Annotated in this window: 19 protein-coding genes; 6 read left to right on the forward strand and 13 right to left on the reverse strand. The window is 70.7% G+C overall.

Annotated features, from left to right (window positions below; genetic code table 11):
- Nucleotides 1-7 precede the first annotated feature (7 nt).
- Genes IH26_RS0142270 through iolC form a run of 7 tightly spaced genes read right to left on the reverse strand, consistent with a single transcriptional unit; the run spans nt 8 to nt 7,993 of the window.
- Entirely contained in the window at nt 8-1,000 is a 993-nt protein-coding gene (locus tag IH26_RS0142270) for a sugar ABC transporter substrate-binding protein (RefSeq protein ID WP_030441928.1), read from the reverse strand.
- Nucleotides 987-1,934, reverse strand: coding sequence for a TIM barrel protein (locus tag IH26_RS0142275; RefSeq protein ID WP_051809493.1), 948 nt, complete (start codon nt 1,932-1,934; stop codon nt 987-989). Before IH26_RS0142275 ends, IH26_RS0142270 begins: the two co-directional genes overlap by 14 nt.
- Before the next feature lie 13 nt (nt 1,935-1,947).
- Nucleotides 1,948-3,444, reverse strand: coding sequence for a CoA-acylating methylmalonate-semialdehyde dehydrogenase (locus tag IH26_RS0142280; RefSeq protein WP_030441930.1), 1,497 nt, complete (start codon nt 3,442-3,444; stop codon nt 1,948-1,950).
- An 11-nt stretch (nt 3,445-3,455) separates the two neighbouring features.
- A complete protein-coding gene (gene iolD / locus IH26_RS0142285; protein WP_030441931.1) occupies nt 3,456-5,309 on the reverse strand; it encodes a 3D-(3,5/4)-trihydroxycyclohexane-1,2-dione acylhydrolase (decyclizing) in 1,854 nt (617 codons plus the stop codon).
- Nucleotides 5,306-6,172 carry a 5-deoxy-glucuronate isomerase gene (gene iolB, locus IH26_RS0142290; RefSeq protein WP_030441932.1) on the reverse strand — a complete coding sequence of 289 codons (867 nt, stop codon included), beginning with the start codon at nt 6,170-6,172 and terminating at the stop codon, nt 5,306-5,308. The genes iolD and iolB overlap by 4 nt, the downstream gene beginning before the upstream one ends.
- Nucleotides 6,173-6,192: 20 nt before the next feature.
- Complete coding sequence (locus tag IH26_RS0142295; RefSeq protein ID WP_030441933.1) at nt 6,193-7,050, reverse strand: Cgl0159 family (beta/alpha)8-fold protein; 858 nt, start codon at nt 7,048-7,050, stop codon at nt 6,193-6,195.
- A complete protein-coding gene (gene iolC / locus IH26_RS0142300) occupies nt 7,043-7,993 on the reverse strand; it encodes a 5-dehydro-2-deoxygluconokinase (RefSeq protein WP_030441934.1) in 951 nt (316 codons plus the stop codon). The genes IH26_RS0142295 and iolC overlap by 8 nt, the downstream gene beginning before the upstream one ends.
- A 296-nt stretch (nt 7,994-8,289) precedes the next feature.
- On the opposite strand from iolC, the gene IH26_RS0142305 reads away from it, so the two are divergent.
- Nucleotides 8,290-9,042: a GntR family transcriptional regulator gene (locus IH26_RS0142305; protein WP_084599577.1), complete on the forward strand. Its 753-nt coding sequence runs from the start codon at nt 8,290-8,292 to the stop codon at nt 9,040-9,042.
- 869 nt (nt 9,043-9,911) lie between these two features.
- Here IH26_RS0142305 and IH26_RS0142310 read toward each other — a convergent pair.
- Nucleotides 9,912-11,657 carry a cellulose binding domain-containing protein gene (locus tag IH26_RS0142310; RefSeq protein WP_245665929.1) on the reverse strand — a complete coding sequence of 582 codons (1,746 nt, stop codon included), beginning with the start codon at nt 11,655-11,657 and terminating at the stop codon, nt 9,912-9,914.
- A gap of 212 nt (nt 11,658-11,869) precedes the next feature.
- Here IH26_RS0142310 and IH26_RS0142315 point away from each other — a divergent pair, with 212 nt between their 5' ends.
- Entirely contained in the window at nt 11,870-12,247 is a 378-nt protein-coding gene (locus IH26_RS0142315) for a YciI family protein (RefSeq protein WP_030441937.1), read from the forward strand.
- 183 nt (nt 12,248-12,430) lie between these two features.
- Nucleotides 12,431-14,146, forward strand: a complete 1,716-nt coding sequence (locus tag IH26_RS56635; protein WP_051809495.1) for a serine/threonine-protein kinase — start codon at nt 12,431-12,433, stop codon at nt 14,144-14,146.
- A 39-nt stretch (nt 14,147-14,185) separates the two neighbouring features.
- Here IH26_RS56635 and IH26_RS0142325 read toward each other — a convergent pair whose 3' ends face one another.
- From IH26_RS0142325 to IH26_RS0142335, 3 genes are read right to left on the reverse strand one after another with little or no spacing between them, the layout of a single operon-like run.
- Nucleotides 14,186-14,788 (reverse strand): GNAT family N-acetyltransferase, encoded by a 603-nt coding sequence (locus IH26_RS0142325; RefSeq protein ID WP_030441939.1) that lies wholly within the window; start codon nt 14,786-14,788, stop codon nt 14,186-14,188.
- Complete coding sequence (locus IH26_RS0142330; protein WP_034217136.1) at nt 14,785-16,299, reverse strand: APC family permease; 1,515 nt, start codon at nt 16,297-16,299, stop codon at nt 14,785-14,787. The genes IH26_RS0142325 and IH26_RS0142330 overlap by 4 nt, the downstream gene beginning before the upstream one ends.
- A 55-nt stretch (nt 16,300-16,354) precedes the next feature.
- Nucleotides 16,355-17,005 carry a GOLPH3/VPS74 family protein gene (locus IH26_RS0142335; protein WP_030441941.1) on the reverse strand — a complete coding sequence of 217 codons (651 nt, stop codon included), beginning with the start codon at nt 17,003-17,005 and terminating at the stop codon, nt 16,355-16,357.
- Nucleotides 17,006-17,465: 460 nt separating this feature from the next.
- Here IH26_RS0142335 and IH26_RS0142340 point away from each other — a divergent pair, with 460 nt between their 5' ends.
- Nucleotides 17,466-18,227 (forward strand): dioxygenase family protein, encoded by a 762-nt coding sequence (locus IH26_RS0142340; RefSeq protein WP_030441942.1) that lies wholly within the window; start codon nt 17,466-17,468, stop codon nt 18,225-18,227.
- A gap of 559 nt (nt 18,228-18,786) precedes the next feature.
- On the opposite strand, the gene IH26_RS0142345 is transcribed toward IH26_RS0142340, so the two are convergent.
- Nucleotides 18,787-20,142, reverse strand: coding sequence for a hypothetical protein (locus IH26_RS0142345; protein ID WP_030441943.1), 1,356 nt, complete (start codon nt 20,140-20,142; stop codon nt 18,787-18,789).
- A 152-nt stretch (nt 20,143-20,294) separates the two neighbouring features.
- Nucleotides 20,295-20,666, reverse strand: a complete 372-nt coding sequence (locus IH26_RS0142350; RefSeq protein WP_030441944.1) for a hypothetical protein — start codon at nt 20,664-20,666, stop codon at nt 20,295-20,297.
- 542 nt (nt 20,667-21,208) lie between these two features.
- Between IH26_RS0142350 and IH26_RS0142355 the strand changes: the two genes are divergently transcribed.
- Together IH26_RS0142355 and IH26_RS0142360 are read left to right on the forward strand one after the other, a co-directional pair.
- Entirely contained in the window at nt 21,209-21,790 is a 582-nt protein-coding gene (locus IH26_RS0142355) for a GNAT family N-acetyltransferase (protein ID WP_030441945.1), read from the forward strand.
- A 100-nt stretch (nt 21,791-21,890) separates the two neighbouring features.
- Entirely contained in the window at nt 21,891-22,685 is a 795-nt protein-coding gene (locus IH26_RS0142360) for an endonuclease/exonuclease/phosphatase family protein (RefSeq protein ID WP_030441946.1), read from the forward strand.
- Nucleotides 22,686-22,757 lie beyond the last annotated feature (72 nt).

A 22,757-nucleotide genomic window follows, 5' to 3' on the forward strand; every position in this document is an offset into this window, starting at 1 on the left:
CCTCCGCCTAGCGGGTGTTGTTCTTGGTGAACGGCAGGATCTTGTCGATGTTGGTGCTGTCCACGAACGACGGACCGGTCAGCACGGCCTTGCCGCCGCCGATGTCGTTGCCGTTCTTGAGGTACAGGTACAGCGAGGTGACGGCCATGTAGCCCTGGACGTACGGCTGCTGGTCGATCGAGAACAGGATCTTGCCGTCCTTGATGTCCTGGGCGGCCTCCTGGTTGAGGTCGAAGGTCACCAGCTTGGCCTGGCTGCCGGCCCCGTCCTTGGCCTTGATCGCGTCGAGGGCCTGCGGGGCGCCGAGCGTGACGATCGCGTCGATCGACTTGTCCTGCGAGAGCTTGGCCTGCAGCGTGGTTGTGACGGCCGCGTCGTCGGCGCCGTTCACCTGGATGTTCTCGGTGCCGGGCACCGAGCTCTTGACGCCGGCGCAGCGGGCCTCGAGGGCGACCGAGCCGGTCTGCTGGATGACGCAGAGCGGGTGCTTCACGCCCTGGTCGGCGAGGCGCTTGCCGGCCGTGGTGCCGGCCAGGGTCTCGTCCGAGCCGAAGTACATCAGCGCGCCGAGCTGCTTGTACTGGTCGATGCCGGAGTTGAAGCCGACCACCGGGATGCCCGCGGTGATCGCCGACTTGACCGCGCCGGCCAGGGCGTCCGGGGTGACCAGCGTGGTGGCGATGCCGCTGACCTTGGAGTCGACCGCGTTCTGGATGAGCACCGCCTGCTTGGGCGCCTCCGGGTCGTTCGAGTACTTCAGGGTGACACCGGTGTCCTTGGCGGCCTGCTGCGCGCCGTTCTTGACCTTGTCCCAGAACGTGTCGCCGGGTGTCTCATGGGTGATGAAGGCGATCGTGTAGCCGGAGCTGCCGGCGGCATTGCCGCCGCCGCTGGTGGTGGTGCTCTCCTTCTGGCGGCCACCCCCACTGCAACCGGCGGCCGCGACGGCGATGACGGACAGTGCGGCGGCGACGCGGAAGGTGCGACTACGACTGATCATCGGGTATCTCCTGGGTCAGGGCGGCGGCCGGCCGGGAGTGCAGACCGACCGAGTTGAGGTAGATGCGGGTGCGGGTCGCGATCGGCAGCGGCAGGTCGAAGTCGACCGGGTACATGTCCTGCTCGACCACGACGAAGATCTCGGCGTCCAGCTCGCTGAGCGCCTCCATCACCGACGGGATCTTGGGTTCGCCGGCGGGCGGCTCGACGCTCGCGCCCATCGCCACGGCCTGCCCGAAGGCGAGGTCCTCGTCGACGGCGCGCTGCGCGATGACCGGGTCCATCTGCTTGATATGGACATATCCGACTCGCGATGGATATTTGCGAATCAGTCCGGGTACGTCCGCCCGCCGGTAGGCGAGGTGCCCCGTGTCGAGGCACAGCGAGACGAACTCGGGATCGGTCTCCTCCAGGAAGCGCTCCACCTGGGACTGCGTCTCGACCTGGTAGTCCGCGTGCGGGTGGAACCGCATGTGCACCCCGTACTCCTCGAGAAGGATCTTCCCGAGGGTGTTGGAGTTCCGGGTCAGGGCACGCCAGGCGTCGTCGTCCAACTCGGCCGCTTCGAAGTAGGCCCCGCTCACGTCGTCGCGGTAGCCCGGGACCGGAACGAAGACGACATTTTTCGCGCCCATGGCCGCGGTCAGCTCGGCCACCTTGCGGGTCTCGGCCACAACAGCGTCGAAGTCCTTGTGCGGCCCGCCCACGCCGGCCACGGTCCCGCCGGCCACGGTGAGCCCGCGCTTGGCGACCTCGTCTTTGAGCTGCGCGGGGTCGGTCGGCAGGTAGCCGTACGGGCCCAGCTCGAGCCAGCGGTAGCCCGCGGCGGCCAGTTCGTCGAGGAAACGGTTCCAAGGCGTCTGCCGGGGGTCGTCGGCGTACCACACACCCCACGAGTCGGGGCAGCTACCGAGTTGCAGGTGACGGATTTCCATCGATGTTCCTTTTTCAGCTAGCAGTGGGGAAATGCAGGGAAGCGCCGGACGCGTGGTCCACGTGCGGCCACCGCGAGGTGATGACCTTGCCGCGGGTGTAGAACGAGACCCCCTCGGGACCGTGGATGTGCTTGTCGCCGAACAGCGAGTCCTTCCAGCCGCCGAAGGAGTAGTAGGCCATCGGCACCGGAATCGGCACATTGATCCCGATCATCCCGACCTTCACCCCGCGCTGGAACCGGCGAGCGGCCTCCCCACTGGAGGTGAAAATCGCCGTGCCGTTCCCGTACGGATTGCTGTTGATCAGTTCGATCGCACTGTCGACGTCATCGGCCCGGACCACCGACAGCACCGGCCCGAAGATCTCCTCGGTGTAGACGTCCATCGTGGGCTGCACCTGGTCGATCACGGTCGGGCCGACGAAGAAGCCGTTCTCGTGCCCGGCGACCCGCAGGCCCCGCCCGTCGACCAGCAGCTTCGCGCCCTGCTTCTCGCCGCTGCCGATCAGCGACTCGATCCGCTCCTTCGCCGCGGCGGTGACCACCGGGCCCATCTCGCTGCGCGGGTCGCGGCCGGGCCCGACCACCACCTCGCCGGCCTTGCGGGACACCAGATCCATCAGCGCGTCGCCGGCACCGCCGACCGCGACCGCCGCCGAGATCGCCATGCACCGCTCCCCCGCCGACCCGAACGCGGCGGCGGTCAGGTGCTGGGCGGCGAAGTCGAGGTCGGCATCCGGCAGCACGATCGCGTGGTTCTTCGCCCCGCCCAGCGCCTGCACCCGCTTGCCGGTCGCGCTGGCCCGCTCGTGGATGTAGCGGGCGATCGGCGTCGACCCGACGAACGAGACCGCGGCGACGTCCGGGTGCCCAAGGATCGCGTCCACGGCCTCCTTGTCGCCGTGCACCACGTTGAACACGCCATCCGGCAACCCGGCCTCACGCCACAGCCGGGCCACGTAGTTGGAGGCGGACGGGTCGCGCTCGCTCGGCTTGAGGACGAACGTGTTGCCGCAGGCGATGGCGACCGGGTACATCCACATCGGCACCATGGCCGGGAAGTTGAACGGGGTGATGCCCGCGCACACCCCGAGCGGCTCGCGGAAGCTGAACACGTCCACACCGGTCGATGCCTGATCCGAGTACTCGCCCTTGAGCAGCTGCGGGATCCCGCAGGCGAACTCGATCACCTCGAGGCCGCGCTGCACCTCGCCGGCCGCGTCGGAGAGCACCTTGCCGTGCTCGTCCGAGATGAGCTCGGCCAGTTCGTTGACCCGCCCGTTGACCAGCTCGCGGAAGTTGAAGAGGATCTTCGTCCGCTTGCTGAGCGAGGCCTGGCTCCACTCCTCGAAGGCGGCCTTCGCGGTCGCGACCGCGAGGTCGACGTCGGCGGCCGAGCCCAGCACGACCTCGTGCTGCTGCTCGCCCGTCGCCGGGTTGAAGACCGGGCCGCGCCGGGTGGATGTCCCGGAGGTGAACTCTCCGCCGATCCAATGCTCGATGGTTGACATGTCTTCCTGCCTCAGAGGTAGTGCCGCTGGTCGCGCTTCGCGGCTTCATAGACCACGCGCGCCGACCGCGTTGACGACAATTCGGAAATTTCCGGTACCGGCACGTCCCACCAGGATTCGGAGGAGGGCACCGGGGAGAGCGGATCGGTCTCGATGTGCACCACGGTCAGCCGGTCGCTCTCGCGCGCCCGCTTCAGCCCGTCGCGCAGGTCGGCGATCGTCCGGCAGCGGATCACCGCGGCGCCGAGGCTCTCCGCGTTGGCCGCCAGATCCACCGGCAGGTACGAGCCGTCGTAGTCGTTGTCCGCGCCCCGGAACCGGTAACTCGTGCCGAAGCGTTGCGAGCCGAGGGATTCCGACAGCGCGCCGATCGAGGCGAAGCCTTGGTTCTGCACCAGGACGACGATCAGCTTGATGCCCTCGGAGACCGCCGTGACGATCTCCTGCGCCATCATCAGGTAGGAGCCGTCGCCGACCAGCGCGTACACCTCGCGGGACGGGTCGGCCATCTTGATCCCGAGCGCGCCGGCGATCTCGAAACCCATGCACGAGTAGCCGTACTCGACGTGATACTGCTTCGGATCCCCCGCCCGCCACAGCAGCTGCAGGTCGCCGGGCATGCTGCCGGCCGCCTGCACCACCACGTCGCGCGCTCCGCACGCTTCGTTCACCGCCCCGATCACCTCACTCTGGGCGGGGAGCGGGCCATGACCGAGGTGGTACGCCGAATCCACGGTCGCCTGCCACCGCGTCACGTCGGACCGGTAGTCGGTCGGGAACTGCTTGCCGCCGAGCGCGGCGAGCAGCGCGGAGAGCCCGGCGCGGGCGTCGGCCACGATCGGGAACGCCGACTGCTTGGCCGCGTCGAACCCGGCGACGTTGATGTTCACGAACTTCACGTCCGGGTGCTGGAACGCCGTACGCGATGCGGTGGTGAAATCGCTGTACCGCGTGCCCACACCGATGATCACGTCGGCCTCGCGGGCCAGCCGATTGGCCACCGGAGTGCCGGTCGAGCCCACTCCGCCGACCGAGTTCGGGTGGTCCCACGCGACCGCGCCCTTGCCGGCCTGGGTGTCGGCCACCGGGATGCCGGTCTGCCGGGCGAACCGGTCGAGCTCCTCGGACGCCTCCCCGTAGATCGCGCCGCCGCCCGCGATCAGGAGCGGCTGCGCCGCGTTCCGGACGACCTCCGCGGCCCGCTCCACGGCGGACGGCTCGGGCAGCGGCCTTGGCACGTGCCAGGTCCGCTTCGCGAACAGCTCGTCCGGGAAGTCGTACGCCTCGGCCTGCACGTCCTGTGGCAGGCAGACGACGGCGGCGCCGGTCTCGGCCGGATCGGTCAGCACCCGCATGGCGCCGAGCAGCGCGGCCGGCAACTGCTCCGGGCGCCAGACCCGATCGAAGAACCGGGACAGCGGCCGGAACGCGTCGTTGACGCTCACGTCGTACGACCGCGGATCTTCCAGCTCTTGAAGTACCGGCGGCGCGACGCGGGTGGCGAAGACGTCCGACGGGAACAGCAGCACCGGCAGCCGGTTCACGGTGGCCAGGGCCGCGCCGGTGAGCATGTTGGTCGAGCCCGGCCCGATCGACGCGGTGCAGGCCATCGTGGAGAGCCGGTTGCTCATCCGGGCGTAGCCGGCCGCCGCGTGCACCATCGCCTGCTCGTTGCGGGCCAGGTGGTACGGCAGATCGGCCTCACCGGTGCGCTGCGCCTGAAGGAGAGCCTGCCCGAGCCCGGCCACGTTGCCGTGCCCGAAGATGCCGAAGCAGCCGGCGATCGCGCGCCGCTCCACCCCGTCGCGCTCGGTCCACTGGTTGGCCAGGAACCTTACGACGGCCTGGCCTACGGTGAGTCTCACGAACGGGTCCTCTCTTTCGAGCTCGACATGGGTAGGCGGGGGTCGACATCCATCCCCTGCCACGACGTGCGCACCCAGCCGTGTGCCGGGTCGTCGCGCACCAGCCACTCGCGGGCGCCGGGGCCGGCCATCACGTTGAGGTAGTAGAGGTCGTAGCCGGGGGCCGCCATCGAGGGGCCGTGCCAGCCGTACGGGATCAGCACGACGTCGCCGGTGTGCACCTCGGCGCAGACGTCGATCGGGCGGTCGGGATGCCCGTACACCCGCTGGAAGCCGCAACCGTCGCCGCCGGCCGGCGAATGCGCCACCTCGAAGTAGTAGATCTCCTCGAGGCTGGACTCGCCGTCGCCCGGCTCGTCGTGTTTATGCGGCGGGTAGGACGACCAGTTGCCGCCCGGGGTGAGCACCTCGCAGGCGATCAGCCGGTCGGCCTCGAAGCTCTCCGGGGTGCAGAAGTTGTTGACCTGGCGGCTGGCCTGCCCGGCGCCGCGCAGCTCGACCGGCACCTCCTCGGCCGGCCCGTAGCGGAACGGCAGCCTGCGCTCGGCCCGGGCCGCGGGCAGGGCGAACCGCCCGCCGTTCGGCGCCCGCACGGTGACGGCGGACTCCCGTGGCACATACGCGAAGTCGGTGACCCGCGAGAAGACCGAGCGCCGGCCGGTGAGGGTGACCCGCTCGTCGTCGCAGGTCACGTCGCAGCCGCCGGAGAGCGGCAGGACAAGCATCTCATCGTCGCCGGTGAAAAACCGCGCGCGTGCGCCAATGGGCAATTCGAGCACCCGCAGGCCGCTGAACTGCCAGCCGGCGTTCTCCGGGGTGACCACCAGGTCGAACGGGCGGTCGGCGGTGCTGCCCCGCCGCATCAAGGGATTGACCCGGGCCGTCACAGCAGACTCACCGCCCGGTCCACCGCGTCGGCCACCGTGCCCTGCGCCGGGTAGAGCAGCGACCGGCCGATCACCAAGCCCTGTACGGTCGGCAGCCCGAGCGCTTTGCGCCACTCCGAATACGCGGCCTCGCCTTCCCCGCCAAGAATCAGCGCCGGCAGCGTCGTGGCCGCCATGACGCGCTCCATGTTCTGCACGACGGGAACCTTGAGCCAGGTGTAGGCCGAGGTCGTGCCCAGCCCGGCGGCCACGGTCATGGCGCGGGTCATCGCCTCGGGGGTCAGGTCGTTGCGGACCCGGCCGTCCACCCGGTGCGAGATGAACGGCTCGACCATCGCCATCACCCGCCGCGAGGCGAGCTGGCTGACCGCGTTCCCGCAGGACTCCAGGGTGGCCACGGTGCCCGGGTCGTCGGGGTCGATGCGCAGCAGCATCTTGCCGCCCTCGTAGCCGGCGGCCGCGATGCTGTCCGCGTCGTACGCGGTGAAGCGGTCATCGATCTCGAACGTGGTGCCGGCCAGCCCGCCGCGGTTCATCGAGCCGATCACGACCTTGTCGTCGAGCTCGCCGAGCAGCAGCAGGTCCTCCAGGATGTCCGGGGTGCCGAGCACGCCGTTCACGCCCGGCCGGTTGAGCGCCGTCCGGATCCGGTCGAGCAGCTCGACCCGGTTCGCCATGGCCAGGGGGTCGGCGCCGGCCCGCAGCGCGCCCCGCGCCGGGTGGTCGGCCGCGATGATCATCAGCTTGCCGTGCTCGCCGAAGAGGCTGGTGGGCCGTTTGCGGGCGGCCGCGGCGGCGGCGATGGCGTCCGGGCGCCGGGTGCGCGCCTCAAGCAGGTCACCCAGGTCAGGCACCGGACACCTCCAGCAGCTCGCGTACCTCGTTCTCGGTGGGCATCGCGTCCGAGCAGGCCAGCCTCGAGGCGACGATGGCTCCGGCCGCGTTGGCGAAGCGCATCGTCGCCTCGAGCCCCCACCCTTCGAGAAGCCCGTGGCAGAGCGCGCCGCCGAACGCGTCCCCGGCGCCGAGGCCGTTGACCACCTCGACCGGGACCGGGGGCACCTCGACGCGCTCCTTCTTGAAACGCGAGGCCAGCACGCCCTTCGGCCCCTGCTTGATCACGGCGAGCTCGATGCCGGCCTCGTGCAGGGCGTCGGCGGCCTCGGCCGGGGTGCGGACGCCCACGGCGGTGTCGGCCTCGTCGAGGTTGCCGACCGCCACGGTCGCGTACGGGAGGGCCTCGGCGTACCAGCGGCGCGCCTCCTCCCGCGACTCCCAGAACATCGGCCGGTAGTCCAGGTCGAAGATCGTGATGTCCTTCTTGTCGCGGGCCCGCAGGGCCGCCAGCGTCGCCGACCGGGACGGCTCCTGCGACAGGCCGGTCCCGGTGATCCAGAAGATGCGGGCCGCCCGGATCGCGGCCAGATCCAGTTCCGACTCGTAGATTTCCAGGTCGGGCGCCTTCGGGAAGCGGTAGAAGTAGAGCGGGAAGTCGTCCGGCGGGAAGATCTCGCAGAACGTGATCGGCGTCGGCAGCCCGGCCACCGGCGTCACGAAGCGGTCGTCGACGCCGAAGCCGCGCAGCGCGTCGTGCAGGAACTCGCCGAACGGGTCGGCCCCGGTCCGGGTGATCACCGCTGTTTTTCGCTGGTAACGCGCGGCCGCCACGGCCACGTTGGAAGCACTGCCGCCGAGGAACCTGGCGAAGGTGGTGACTTCCCGCAGCGAGACGCCGATCTGCTGTGGGTACAGGTCGACGCCGATGCGTCCCATCGTCAAGACGTCGTCTGCGGGCATGCGTCTCCCCTGTTCCCGGGCTCACTGTCGTGCAGAAGGTCGGACCGGCGCGGCAATCTGGGCGACCACCACACCGTGGGGCCTCCGGGGGCTCGGCCCCCGGAGCGGAATGACGAGCGCCCCCGGTCCGCGGTTTTTGCGGACAGGAAACTCCGGGCGCTCGCGCACGAAAACGGCTCGTTAAGTTCCGGTGACTCTATGTTTGCTGCCCTCGATGTAATAACGTGAGGGCTTCCACGTCAATACTTTGTCATGACAAACTGACTTGCACCATCTGACACTCACAGGGGGACGCCGTGACATCCGACCTGACCCCGGTGCGCCCGGTCCACCTCGACCGGTCCAGCCCCGTACCGCTGTATTACCAGGTCGCGACCCGCTTGCAGGAGCTGATCGAGAAGGGTGAGATCGGTGTCGGCGCCCGCATCGAGAACGAGGTCGACCTCGCCGAGCGCCTGGGCGTGTCCCGCCCGACCACCCGCCGGGCCATCCAGTATCTGGTCGAGCGCGGCATGCTGGTCCGCAAGCGCGGCGTCGGCACCCAGGTGGTGCACCCCAAGGTCCGCCGCCCGGTCGAGCTCTCCAGCCTGTACGACGACCTGGTCGCGGGCGACCGCGCCCCGCGCACCGAGGTGCTCGACCTGAAGGTGATCCCCGCGTCCGACGCGATCGCCACCTCGCTGTCCCTGACCCCCGGCACCGAGGTGACCTGGATCGAACGGCTCCGCTACGCCGGCGGCGAGCCCCTGGCCCTGATGCACAACGCCATCCCGGTCGACGTGCTGACCGTGACGGAGGCCGACCTGGCCGCCCACGGCCTGTACGAGCTGCTGCGCCGCGCCGGCCACGTCCCCCGGATAGCCACCCAGGTGATCGGCGCCCGCTCCGCCTCGGCGCCCGAGGCCCGCATCCTGGCCGAGAAGCGGGGCGCCTCCCTGCTCACGATGACCCGGACGGCCTGGGACGCGGCCGGGAAGGCCCTGGAGTACGGCAGCCACCTGTACCGCGCCAGCCGCTACAGCTTCGAGTTGAACCTCTCCGCCGGCTGACCCTTCACACCACTCAGCCCACCCGTTCCTGCCTGCCGGCGCGCGCGTCCTCCAGCGGCTCACCTGCTCTGCGTACCAGCGCGCAACGGCCACGGCGGTGCCCATTCCAGCGCTCGCCCAGTCTGCTGATCGGCGAGCGGCGTCCGCTGCAACGGCCACGGCGGCGAAGGGTCGACAGCTTGCGCGCTCGAGGTGAGCGGCGGAGACCTGCGTGCCGTTCCGCACCGGGCGGATGGGTTCGCCGCCGACTTGGTGGGTGGCCGCGCTGCTCGCCATCGCCCAGGGACTGCGTGGCCGCTGTTCGTGCGGCCGGCCGGGCTTGGCGGGTGGCCGCGCTGCTCGCCATGGCCCGGAGCTGCGTGGTTGCCGCGGCTGCGGCCTGTCACGGTGGGCGATTTGCGGCAGATGCCAGGCCCGCCAGGCAGCGCACGGACGATCTTCGCGGCAACGATGAAGGGCTGCCGTTCGCCACGAACTGCAGGTCATCATCGTCTGCTGGCCGTCGGTGAACCTTGATGCGCATCTGTTCGCCACGAACAAGAAGTCATCACCGTTACGGCCGGCCATCGCTCGACGCAGCGTCACCCATGCCCCTGCCCCCCGCCCAGCCACCCACCCAGCCCGACCGGCCGCACGAACAGCGGCCACCCAGCGCCCCGGGCCATGGCGAGCCAGCCCAGCCACCCACCCAGCCCAGCCGGCCGTACGAAAAGCGGCCACCCAGCGCCCCGGGCCATGGCGAGCCAGCCCAGCACCCACCCAGCCCATCCGCCGCACGAACAGCGGCCACCCAGCGCCCCGGGCCATGGCGAGCCAGCCCAGCCACCCATCCAGCCCAGCCGGCCGCACGAGCAGCGACCACGCAGCGATCAGGCGCCGTTGACCGCGGTGACGCCGGCGCGGGTGCCGACGTAGGCCCGGCTGCCGGAGAGCGTGGGCGAGGCGAAGTTCGGCGCCTGCCCGACCCGGATCTGGGCCAGCGCCGCCCCGGTCGCGGGGTCGAGGGCGTACAGCACGCCGCCGTTGTAGTCGACCACCCAGACCGCGCCGCCGCCGATCGACGGGGAGCCGGCGGCCGGGACACTGGTGGGGGCCCGCCACAGTTCGCGGGCGGTGCCGTCGGTGCCGATGGTGACGGCGCGCGGGCCGGTCGTGCAGGGCAGGAACACCGTGCTCCCGGAGACCGCGCTGCCGCCGAACCCCTGGCACCCGTTGGCGAGTTGCGAGACCTGGCCGCCGATGCCGCCCAGGTGGTCGTGGCGCAGCACGTACCCGATGCCGGCCTTGCCGTCCGCGTAGACGTACTGGCCGACCAGGGCCGGGGTCATCGAGCCGAGGTCCGCGTCGCCGGCGTTCTGGGTCGCCCAGTCGGCCGGCGCGAAGAAGTCGGTCCGCTGCAGGCCGGCCGAGAGAGCAAGAACAGAGTCACTGCCGTCGTACGTGGCAGTCGACTCGCCGTTGCCCACCGCGTACAGCAAATGGTCTCCGTCCACGACGCCGCCGGCCGTCCCCCAGATGCCCGCCTCGCGCGTGGTCGGCACCGCGTAGCTCTGCTTGCCGGCGCCCGCGGTGGTCAACGAGACGACCGCGCCGATGTACTGGCCGCAGTCGCCGAACAGGCCGCCGTAGCCGATGTAGACCCGCCCGTTCAGCAGGGTGAGGGCGCCGCGCTGCTGATGGGCCTTCGGGTCGCCGAGCGGCGGTTCGGCGGCGGCCCGCACCTCGACCGCGCCGGTGCCGGCGTTGAGGCCCAGCAGCGTGTGCGCGCCGCCGGTGGTCTCGGCGAGCGCGAACACCCGGTTGGTGGCCGGGTCGTACACCATGGTGCTGGTGATGCCGAGCGGGTCGATGTTGCCGCAGGGCAGGTCGGACAGGGGCTCGGGCGTGCCGACGTGGGCCGACCAGCGGACCGCGCCGGTGTCCGGGTTCAGCGCGTAGACCGTGTCGTTCTCGGTGGCCGCGAAGATCTGGCCGCCGACCAGGAGCGGCTGGCCGTAGACCGCGCCGTCCAGCGCGGCGGTCCAGGCCACCGACAGCGCGGACCGCGGGGCGAGGTTCGGCGCATTCCCGGCGCGGGAGTTGTCCCGGTGATACGTCGGCCAGTCGTCGGCGCCGGCCGGCGGCGTGGTGGGCGGCGTGGTGGGCGGCGTGGTGGGCGGCGTGGTGGGCGGCGTGGTGGGCGGCGTGGTGGGCGGCGTGGTGGGGGTGCCGGTGACACCGCCGGTGCAGGCGCTGCCGTTGAGGGTGAAGCTCGTGGGCGCCGGGTTGCTGCCGGTCCACGAGCCGTTGAAGCCGAACGCCACGCTCGCGCCGGTCCCGACGCTGCCGTTGTAGCTGACGTTGCGGGCGGTCACCTGGCCGCCGCTCTGCGAGACCGTCGCGTTCCAGGCCTGGGTCACCTGCTGCCCGGCCGCGTACGACCAGGTGAGCGTCCAGCCGGTGACCGGGTCGCCGAGGTTGGTGACCGACACGTTGGCGCCGAACCCGCCCGGCCACTGCGAGGTGACCGAGTACGTCACCGAGCAGCCCACCGTCGCGGCCCGCGCGGAGAGCGTCACGCCCAGCCCCGCCACGAGAACACCGGCGGCGGCAGCGGCAACGAGTCGGGATCGCATGGAGGCGCGCATCTTCCCGGAGTCCTTTCGAAGCACAGCGGAACTCGTCGGGCCGCGCGGTCGGCCGAACATCGACAGTGGTCACTATCGTCGGCCACGCCGGGCCGGTCCACAAGACCTACTCACCGGTACGTGTCGGATCCGGGGCGCGTCGTTCGTAGAACTGGTAGGAGGCGGCCGGTACGGGCCGCCGGGACAGAGGGAGTCACGGCATGACGCGGTACCTGATCTCGTTCAACGACGGGGCGATGGACCACATCCCGACCGAGGAGATGCCCGACGTGGGCAAGGCCGCGCACGCCGTGGTCCAGGAGGCGGTGAACGCCGGCGTATGGGTCTACGGCGCCGGGCTCGAGCGCCAGCGGGCGAGCGTCGTGGCCACCGACGGGCTGGTCACCGACGGCCCCTACCCGGAGACCAAGGAGGTCATCGGCGGGTTCGCGGTCGTCGACGTGGCCACCCGCGAGGAGGCGCTGGCGTGGGCCGCGAAGATCGCCGCCTCCTGCCGCTGCGCGCAGGAGGTCCGGGAACTGCTGCCCGACCCCGAGCAGGACACGATGCTCCGCCGGGCCGGGAGGATCGCCCACTGATCGATGCAGTATGCACGCGCGCCATCGACGACCGCAGAAGTGGAACGAGCCAGCGCGGCCCCCGGTGACGGCGGCCGCGCGGGACTCGCCGTGCGTGAGAGAACAGGCGCTGCAAGTTGCCCGTAACGGGATCGATCCGGACGATCGTCCTCGCCGACAGCGGCTTTCCGGAAGGACGGTCACGTGCAGACATCCCTCTCCCCGAGCGGCACCGCGGACGGCGAGGCCGCCACCGCGGATCTCAGCGGTCGCCTGGTGGGCAACTCGTACGTGCTGGTCTGTCCGGTCGGGCACGGCGCCACCGGCACGGTGTGGCGCGGCATCGACCGGACCACCGGCGCGGACGTCGCCGTGAAGCTGCTGCACGAGGGCCTGCTCCGGCAGCCCAAGCTGGTCATCCGGTTCGTGCAGGAGCGCACGATCCTGATGATGATGCGGCACGAGAACATCGTCGGCGTGCACGACCTGTTCAGCGTGGGCGGGTCGCTGGCGCTGGTGATGGACTACGTGGGCGGCGGCTCGCTGCGCAACCGGCTGGTCTCGGCGGGCACCCTGCCGCCGGCCGAGGCGGCGAGCCTGCTCGCCCAGGTGGCCGCGGCGCTGGCCCAGGCGCACGGACTGGGCGTGGTGCACCGGGACGTCAAGCCGGACAACATCCTGCTGCAGGCGACCGACGGCGGGTACGAGGTGCGGCTCACCGACTTCGGGATCGCCCGGGTGCTGGACGCGGCCGGCCTGACCACCCCGCAGGCGATCGTCGGCACCCCGCACTACATGGCGCCGGAGGCGATCCACGGCGAGGCGGAGCCGGCCTCGGACGTCTACTCGGTCGGTATCGTCCTCTACGAGCTGGTCACCGGCGCGCCACCGTACGGCGGGGAGCCGCTCGCGGTCCTGCGCCGGCACGTCGAGGAGTCGGTCGAGCGGCCGCCCGCCATGCCCCAGCCGGTCTGGTCGCTGATCGAGTGGTGCCTCGACAAGGACCCGGCCCGCCGCCCCACCGCCGGCGAGCTCGGCTCCGCGCTGCGTGACCTCGCCCGGCAGGTCACCGGCGTCCCGGCGCTGACTTCGACAACCCTCAACCCCGATTTCGCGTACGGGGTGACAGCCGCCCTCGGCCGCCCGCACCCGTCCTCCCCGCGCCCGCCGGTGCGCCGCCGCCGCCCGCGCAACGGCCCGAGGTCCTGGATGTGGCGGCGACCGGGAATGATGGTCGTCCTGCTCGCCTCGGCCGTGGCGCTCTCCGGCCTGGGCGGCTACAACGCGTGGCGGCTGATCGGCGCGGGCCACCCGCCGGAGGCGCTCGCCCAGCGCCAAGACCCCAGCAGGCCGGACCCGGGCGGGCCGGGCCTCCCGAGCCTGCCCGCGGTCACCGGCACGGCATCCGGCGCCGCCACCCCGGCCGGGAACCCGGGGGCCGCCGTCCAGCAGATCCCGTCCCGGGTGGCCGACGAGCAGCCGGCGACGATCGTCAAGGCACCCGGGACGGGCGTCGAGGCGAGCGCCGCGGCCGGACCGGTCAAGGCCGGCGCGAAGGTCCACTTCGGCCCGTGGCGCTGCGGCGACGCGTACAGCTGGGATCTTGGTCATCCGGTTCTGGCGCGTCCCTGCCAGGCGACCGGCTCGTCGATCCGGGTGATGGGTCAGATGGAGGCCGCGCCGGGCGTGCAGGCCGACATCTCGCTGACCGTACGCGACGCGGCCAGCGACGACGTGGTGGCCGGCCCGTACACCTGCACGGGTTTGATGTTCACCGATTTTGCCTTGAAGCACAGCTGCGGGCCGGCCGACCTGAACCCGCCGCACGGCCATCGGTACATCGTGGTGGAGACCTGGCAGTACACCGAGCGCCCGCTGCTGCCGCCGGGCAGCGCGCAGGGCCCCGCGTTCGACTGGTAGGAGGCGTGGCCGGACGGTGGCCACGCCTCCCAGCAAACGTCAGACCGCGCGCCACATCCGGAAGAAGGGCGTGCCGTCGGGCAGCAGCATCTCGAACGGGTCCATCGGCACGTAGCCGACCCGCTTGTAGAGGCGCACGTTGTTCGCGTTCGTCGCCTCGAGGTACGCCGGGACACCGGCCGCGTCGAGCTCGTCGTGCGTGCGCTTCATCAGCAGGCTGCCCAGGCCGTGATCCTGGTGGTCCGGGTGGACCGCGAGGAACGCGAGGTGCCAGTGCTGATCGTGCGGGTGGTGCTTCTCGAACAGCTCGTCCAGCGCGAGGAACCGGTCGAGGTACTCCCCCGCCAGCGAGCGCAGGCGCTCCTCGTAGTTCTCCGGATCCGGCGACTCGGTGGTGTAGTCGAACCACACCGCGGTGGCGGCCAGGCCGTCACCCTCCGGGTTGTCGATCACGTCGACCCGGCCGTACTTGTACGCGTGCTCGCTGAACAGCGCGAAGAAGTCGGCCATCACCGGGAGCCGGTCGTCCAGCGGCGGCACCAGGTACGCGTTCGCGGCCAGGTCGAAGAAGGACAGGCTGATCAGGTGGCCGACCGCGGGAATCTCGTCCTCGCGGGCCGGGCGGATCTCCGGAAAGCTCACTTCGCCCCCTTGTCGCCGGCGAGCGCCGCGGCGAACCCGCCGCCGCCCGAGCCGGTGGTCACGCTGCGGGCGCCGAGGCCGATGCCCGCGTAGATGTCGGATCGGGTGGCCCGCAGCACCAGCGCCCAGAGGATGCCGGCGAGCGAGACGACGCCGAACGCGAGCGGCACCACCCAGGTCGGGCCGCTGCCCGGCGCGACACCGAAGAGCGTCGCGATGTTGGTCAGCGTCAGGTAGCTCATCACCAGCAGCAGGATGGTGCCGACGATCGGGGCGCCGATCCGGTGCCAGAAGTCCTCACCCTGGGGGTGGCGGGCGAAGTAGCCGATGACCGCGACCGAGGCCACCGTGATCAGCAGCAGCACGCCGATGCCGCCCGCGCTGCCACCCCAGAAGAAGAGCTGGACCAGCGGGTCCCAGCCGGCCACCGCGTAGATCACGATGACGATCAGGCCGAGCACGGACTGGGCGAGCGAGCCGTTCTTGGGCGCGCCGGTGCCGGGGACCGTGCGGCCGAACAGGCGCGGGAGCACGCCCTCGCGGCCCAGCGAGAAGGTGTACCGGGAAATGATGTTGTGGAACGAGATCATCGCGGCGATCAGCGAGGTCAGGAACAGCGTGTGGCCCAGGTTCACCGCGGCGCTGCCGACCCTCTCGGAGGCCACGTTGAAGAACAGGTCCAGCTGCTCCTTGCCGGCCCGGTCGACGACGTTGGGGCCGGCCGCCGAGATCATCGACCAGGCGGCGAAGCCGTACAGGCCCGCGATCAGCGCGATGGCGATGTAGGTGGCCCGGGCCACGGTGCGGCGCGGGTCGCGCGACTCCTCGGCGAACACCACGGACTGCTCGAAGCCGACGAAGCCGGTGATCGCCATCGCGAGCAGCGCGCCCGCCCCGCTGCCCACCAGGCTTTTCACGTCCAGCGGGGCCGCCGAGGCGTGGAAGTGCGGAGACAGCACGTTCGCGACGCTGAACACCAGGACCAGGAGGATCTCGGCGACCAGCAGGGTGGCCAGCACCCGGCCGTTCACGGCGACGTCGCGGACGCCGAGGACCGCGGTCAGCGCCCAGCAGACCAGCGCCACCACCCACCACTTGACGTCAACGTTGAACCAGTCCTTGAGCAGCGGGGTCGCGATCGCGCCGACACCGCCGTACGAGGCGAACTGGAAGCAGTTGTACGCCAGCAGCGCCAGCCAGGCCCCGCCGACGCCGAACGGCCGGCCGATGCCCTGCGAGATGTAGGCGTAGAACGCGCCCGCGTTCGCGATGTGCCGGGACATCGCCACGTAGCCGACCGCGAAGATCGCCAGCACGACGGCCATGGCGATGAACGCGATCGAGATGTTGGTGAGGCCGGTGACCGCGATGCCGGTCGGCACGACGCCCGCGACCACGGTGAGCGGCGCCGCGGCGGACATCACGAAGAAGACCACCGCGGCGACGCCGAGGCGGTCCTTGGCCAGCGCTGTGGACAGCTGGCTCTGTGGTGGTGTGGTTGTGCTGGACACGTAGGTCTCCAGGGTGGGGGTTGAGGGGTGGTGGGGTTGGGGGGTACGGGTGGGGTCAGGCGCGCCGGGCCATGACGGCGTCGCCCACCGCGGCCTCGGCGTGCGCGACGAGTTCCTGCAGCATGGCCGGGAGCCGGCGCCGGAACTGGTCGAACAAGTGCTCGCGGCCGCGGGCGTCAAGGGTGATGAAGACGTGCTGGTCGAGGCCGGTGGCCAGGATGAGCCCGGCGAGCACCAGGTCGGAGACGTCGAGCAACTCGCCGCGCCCGATGAACGTCCGGATCCGGGTGGCCGGCCAGCCGGCGACCATCGAGTCGGCCGGGACGAACGACACCTTGGTGCCGAGCAGGCCGCGCTTCTCCTGCCGGTGCAGCAGGCCGGCCCGGGAGAGGCGGCGCTCGACCAGGTCGGTCGCGATGCCGGTGGCCAGGAAGGAAATCCAGTCGCGGACGGCCCGGTGGTGGCCCTCCCGCAGCAGTTGGTCGAGCACGGCGGTGGTGGCCGGGTCGCCGGTCGGCCGATCATCGATCAGCGCCAGTTTCCCGTCGACCAGATCCAGCCGCCGCCAGAAGACGAGCTCGCCGATCAGCGCCGCCGCGAGCCCGAGACCGAGAGTGGCCGGCGTCAGCAGCGACTTGCCCTTGACCGTGTCGTGCGCGGTCAGGAACAGATCGTCGGCGAGGGGTAGCTGCGGCGACGACGCCACGGCGCGGCCCTCCTTATGGTGCGATGACATCCCCATGGCGACTACCGACCGTGACACCGAATCGTCGTCGCCATCCGTTACAGTGAGCGCCCCCCTGCGCAACATCGCGTAGCATGCCAGCCGCGCCGGGCCGGATGCAACGTCCTCCGCGAAACCAATTTGGATCCCTACCGAGCAAAGTGGAAATAGTTCGTAACAAAGGCTTCTGAACAGGACTTTTATAAATGTCACTCGTTCGATGTAAAACGAAATCGGGGCACGCCCGGGGGATCGCCCCCGATCGCGTCGACGGCGGCCGATGGCTCACCGAGGTCGCAATCGCCCGACAACGGTCAGTATCGACCATGATCGACTTCTACGCAGAGTAATTCTCATAGGCGAATTAGTTGACGGGACAACCAATGCGGCGTAGGCTTGCCTTGTTTTTGTTGAAGTTTCAACGGAGGATCCCGTGCAGCGCATGCCCGCCCTGTTCCTGAGCCACGGCGCCCCGCCGCTGGTCGACGACGAGACCTGGGTCGCCCAGCTCAAGGACCTTGCCGCCACCCTGCCCCGCCCGCGGGCGATCCTGATGGCCTCGGCCCACTGGGAGTCCGCGCCGCTGATGCTCGGCGCCACCGAGACCGTCCCGCTGGTCTACGACTTCGGCGGCTTCGAGCAGCGCTTCTACGAGGTGCGGTACCCCGCGCCCGGCGCGCCCGCCCTGGCCGACCAGGTCGAGAAGCTGATGCCCGACACCGAGCAGGTCGCCCGCACCACCCGGGGCCTCGACCACGGCGCGTACGTCCCGCTGACGGTCATGTATCCCGAGGCCGACATCCCCGTCCTGCAGATGTCGCTGCCCACCCTGGAGCCCGACCGCCTGCTCGAGCTGGGCGCCCGCCTGGCCCCGCTGCGCGACGAGGGCATCCTGATCGTCGGCTCCGGCTTCACCACCCACGGCCTGCCGTTCCTGCGCGACTGGCGCCCCGACGCGGCCGCCCCCGGCTGGTCCCGCGAGTTCGACGCCTGGGCCGCCGAGACCCTCTCCCGCGGCGCCGTCGACGAGCTGGCCGACTTCCGCAGCCGCGCCCCCGGCATGCCCTGGGCCCACCCGACGATCGAGCATTTCGCCCCGATGTTCCTCACCCTGGGCGCCTCGACCGACGCCGAGCAGTCCCCGGACCAGCCGATCGACGGCTTCTGGATGGGCCTGGCGAAGCGCTCCTTCCAGGTCGCCTGAAACCCACCCGCGGGCGAGACCTGGGCGTTTCCCTTTCGCACTTTTACCGTACGAGCGTCCGACGAGTCCCCGGCGGGCCAAGGCCGCCGGCGCCAACACCGGCCCCGACCCCGGCCGCCGGGCGGGCCCGGCCCAAGACCAGCACCCCGCGCCGGGTCGCCACGCCACCAAGGGTGAAGCGCCGGCGTTCGCTCCGCACACGACCTCCCCAAGATCGAGCTCGGGCCACGCGGGAGTGACGAGAAGACGTTCGCCACTAACACCTGCGCTCCAAGATCGGGAGCGACCCGGGAGAGCGGCGGCGCGCGGGGCGGCGCGAGGGCGGGGCGGGGCGGCGCGCGGGCAGGGCGGCGCGCGGGCAGGGCGGCGCGCGGGCAGGACGGCGCGCGGGGCAGGACGACGCGCGGGGCAGGGCGGCGCGCGGGCAGGGCGGCACCCAGGACGGCGCGGCACGCGGGACGGCGCGGCACGCGGGACGGCACGGCACGCGGGACGGCACGGCACGCGGGACGGCACGGCACGCGGGACGGCACGGCACGCGGGACGGCACGGCACGGGCTCACTTCCGGCGGACCGCTTGCCACGCCGCGCCCAGGAGCGTGCACACCCGGTACAACGCGTACAGCACCCACATGGCGGCCAGGGCCGCGCCGAGGAGGACCACCCCGCCGCCCAGGTAGTCGGTGCTCTCCAGCGTCCAGCCGCCGGCCAGCAGGACGGAGCCCACGACGACGGCCCAGGCCAGGACGCGGCCGGCCTTGGTCAGCGAAATCCACAGGCGGGCGTTCCGGGCGTCGCCCGGCTCGGCCGGGTAGCCGGCTTGGGACTGCGACTGCTCGGCGAGGCTGTCGAGCTCCCGCGCGGCGGCCCGGTCGGTCTCCTGGGGCGACTCGCGCAGCACCGCCGACAGGAGGCGCAGGTCGTGGTGGTCGCGAAGCCGTCCGGTCCGCGGATCGCCGAGCAGCATCACGACGTGCGGGAACCCGAGCAGCCACGCCTTGCCGTAACCCCGCTTCGTCCCCGGCGGCAGCACGACGGCCTTGCCTTCGTGCAGGTCGCCGCCCGTGGGCACCAGTTTCGTGCCGTAAATCGCCGACTCCGTGTCGACGAGATCGGTGGCGTGGCTGAAAAACGTGACAAAATGGGCGTACGCGGCGACGACCGCGACCAGGCCCAGCACCGCGACCGCCGCGCCGAGCAGCTCGTGCAGCCGGGCCGCGAAGCCGGTGAGCAGCAGCGCCGGGACGACGGCGACCAGGTACCAGCCGACGAACAGCAGAAATCGCCGCCGGTTCAGCCAGCGATGCGTCCGCGCCCCCGCCGCGCCGGGCGGGCACGCGGGGAGAACCTTTCCGCTGTTCAGCAGCGTCCGGGCGTCCTCGCTCAGCAGCACCAGGCTGAGGCGGTAGACCCGAACCGCCAAGCGGTCACCGGCCAAGCTCGCGAGATCGCGGACGAACTCCTTCTCGTCGATCTTCGGCTCGGTCAGGTCGAACAGCCGCACCGCCGGCCGGCCGTCCACGGTGGCCGACAGGTCGCTCGGGGCCTCCAGGCTGACGCCCGCTTCCGGCACCAGGTAGAGCGCGGGCACCACCCGGCGACCCGCCCCCGGGATCGGCCGGTTCTCGATCACCACCGCCGAGATCTCGGTCCATCGCACGTCACACCGGTACCCGCCGATCCGCACCACCCAGCCGTCCCGGTCGACGTCCACCTGAAACCGCTGCAACCCGTACCAGAGGAAAACGGCTCCCACGAGCACAGCGAGCAGCGACAACACCCCGATCCGCAGCCGCCCGGACACCGAGCCACCGGCGGCGAACTGCAGGCCGATCAGATAGGCGGCCAATCCCACCAGCAACGCCGCGAAAACCACCGCGACCACACGGAACCCGACCGGTCGGCGCAGCTTCACCCATCCATCATGATCCACCGGGACAACTCAGCCGCGCGCGGAAGCACCTGCCCCAAGTCCGGCGTCGGTCAAGCTCGCCGACGAGCGGATGTCGGCATCTCTGCGGAACCTCGCTGACGGCTACCAGCACTTCGATGTCCAGGACGACGTGATCAGCCGACCACCGCCGTATGCGAGACAGGGACAGCACCCCGGAAGGCAAGCACCAGAACGCTGACGACGCGGGCGTCTTTCCCACCAGACCGGAACGCGACGGTCTTTCCCGAGTTGTTCGTGAAGGAGACACGCACGTGCTGGCCGAAGATGTTGTCGGCCGACAGGTAGCGGCGGGAATCGACGAACCGGGACACGTCCCGGGGCGGATCGAAGATGACCTTGGCTCGCCAGTTCACGATGGGTGCCTCGCCGGAGGCGACGAGGTTCTGATTCGCGTCGTAGACATTGAGCACGACCCGGGCGTTCTCGGGCGCGGCGGCGACTTCGACCGATCGCAGATACGGCAACTTGACCGGAAAGTCGGTCATTGCCCCGCCTTTGTGAGTGGGCAGCGGGACGGACACGTTGTTATCGCGGCTTGCCCAGACCTCCTGCTCGGCCCGATCCTGAGTGTCCGCCGGAGACGGCGCGGCGGATGGTGACAGTTCCGGTGGCGCGCCGCCGTGGTCGCGTTCAGCAACGGCCGGGAACACATGTTCCAGAGCTTCGGGCGCTCGGTCTGCACCTGGATAAACCCGCCGACGATGCCGAAGACCGTCGCCGAGACGCCGAGAACGATGCCGATCTCCCGCCAGGACGGCGGTTTGCTCGCCGGCCCATCGTGCTTGTCCGTCACCACTCCACGCTACGGCTCCGTGGCCAGAGGAGAACTCCCGCCGCAGCGTTACCGAACAGGGGTGAATCCACCGGCGGTGGAGGTGACCTTGCGGACGGGCGTCCCCGCGGTTCAGCGTCGCCGAAGAAGCCACCGTGCTGATCACGTAGTAGCTGACCGCTCGCCGGCCGCCCGGAGCTGTCGACAACGCCAAACCGTTTGTGCGCGGGGCCGTCAGTTGTGCAGTATGCCGGCGTGACGTCCAGCCCGTGGCCCCTGCGCGTCGGCTCCCTTCTCCTGCGTGAAGCATCAGTCGGCGACATCGAGCATCTGCTGACCTTCCGCAACGACCCGGCGGTCAACCGATTCATGCTCCGAACCAGCGTTGACCCTGAGACGTTCCGTCGAGAATGGCTCGCGGTGTCGTCGAGTGACACCGACTTCTCCTGCGTCGCCGAGCTGGACGCAAACGTCGTCGCGATGGGCTTCCTGGACATCGCGGACGGCATGGGCCAGCCCGGGATGCCCAGGCGCACGGAAGGGGTCATCGGTTACATCGTCGACCCGGAGTTCGCCGGCAAGGGCGTGGCCACCTCTCTGGCGTGCGGCCTGTTGCGCGCGGCGTTCGGGCACCTCGATCTCCGGCGCGTTACGGCGAGCTGCAACGCCGATAATCTCGCCTCGGTTCGAGTGCTCGAGAAAGCCGGTATGAGACGCGAACAACATGGGGTCGAGGACTCCTGGCATGCCGAACTCGGTTGGGTGGACGGCTATCAGTACGCGATCCTCGCGCGCGAATGGCAAGCGATACACGGCCGATCGACGCAGCGTTCCTGACAGCAAACGCCGGAAGGCTCCTCCCGAAGCGGCCGCTCGGAACACCCGGATCTGCCGTTGGTGGCCGAGGACAGCGGGCGGTGATCGATGGGGTGTGATCATGCGGATCGCGAGCGTGAACGCGTGGGGTGGCGCGTTGGCCGGCGAGTTGCTCGCCTGGCTACCCGCTAGCGCGGCGGACATCCTCTGTCTGCAGGAGGTGACGCGAACTCCCGGCGTGACCGGCTGGACCAGGTTCTCCGACGGTGAGCGAAGTCTGCCGCAGCGGGCCGCCCTCCTGGACGACGTGCGCGGTGTCCTGCCATACCATCAAGCGTTCTTCATGACCAGCGACTCCGGCCCGGTACACGACGACACCGGCCGCAGCCACCGGCAGGACTTCGGCCTGGCGACCCTGGCCGGTGCGGACCTTCCGGTCGTCGGCCTCGACTCCGCGTTCGTCCACGGCCAGTTCACCGAGTACCCCGAGTGGGCGCTCGCCGACCGTCCGCGCATCGCCCTTGCGGTCCGAACCGTCGATCGCGGCACCGGCCGGCCGGTATGTGTCGTCCAAGTGCACGGACTCCGTGACCCGCTCGGCAAAGCCGACACCCCCGCCCGGCGGCGCCAGGCAGACCGGCTCGCCGACCTCGTACGCCGGGTCCGTGGGCCCAGGGACCTCGTCGTAGTGTGCGGCGACTTCAACCTGTTGCCCGACAGCGAGACCTTCACCGTGCTCGCCGACCTCGGTCTCACCGACCTGGTCGGTGCCGCCGACACCCGCACGTCTCACTACCGCAAGCCCGTCCGACACGCCAGCTACCTGCTCGTCTCCGATCTCGCCGCCGTCAAGCGGTTCGAGATCGCGGCCGAGCCCGAGGTCTCCGACCACCGGGCACTGATTCTCGATATCTGACGAGGAGAGCCAGGGGCCACGACATCCGCTCACGCCGCACGGCGTGCGCAGGTTGTCACACCACGGTCCGGA

The organism is Actinoplanes subtropicus, from assembly GCF_000721705.1.
Classification (GTDB): domain Bacteria; phylum Actinomycetota; class Actinomycetes; order Mycobacteriales; family Micromonosporaceae; genus Actinoplanes; species Actinoplanes subtropicus.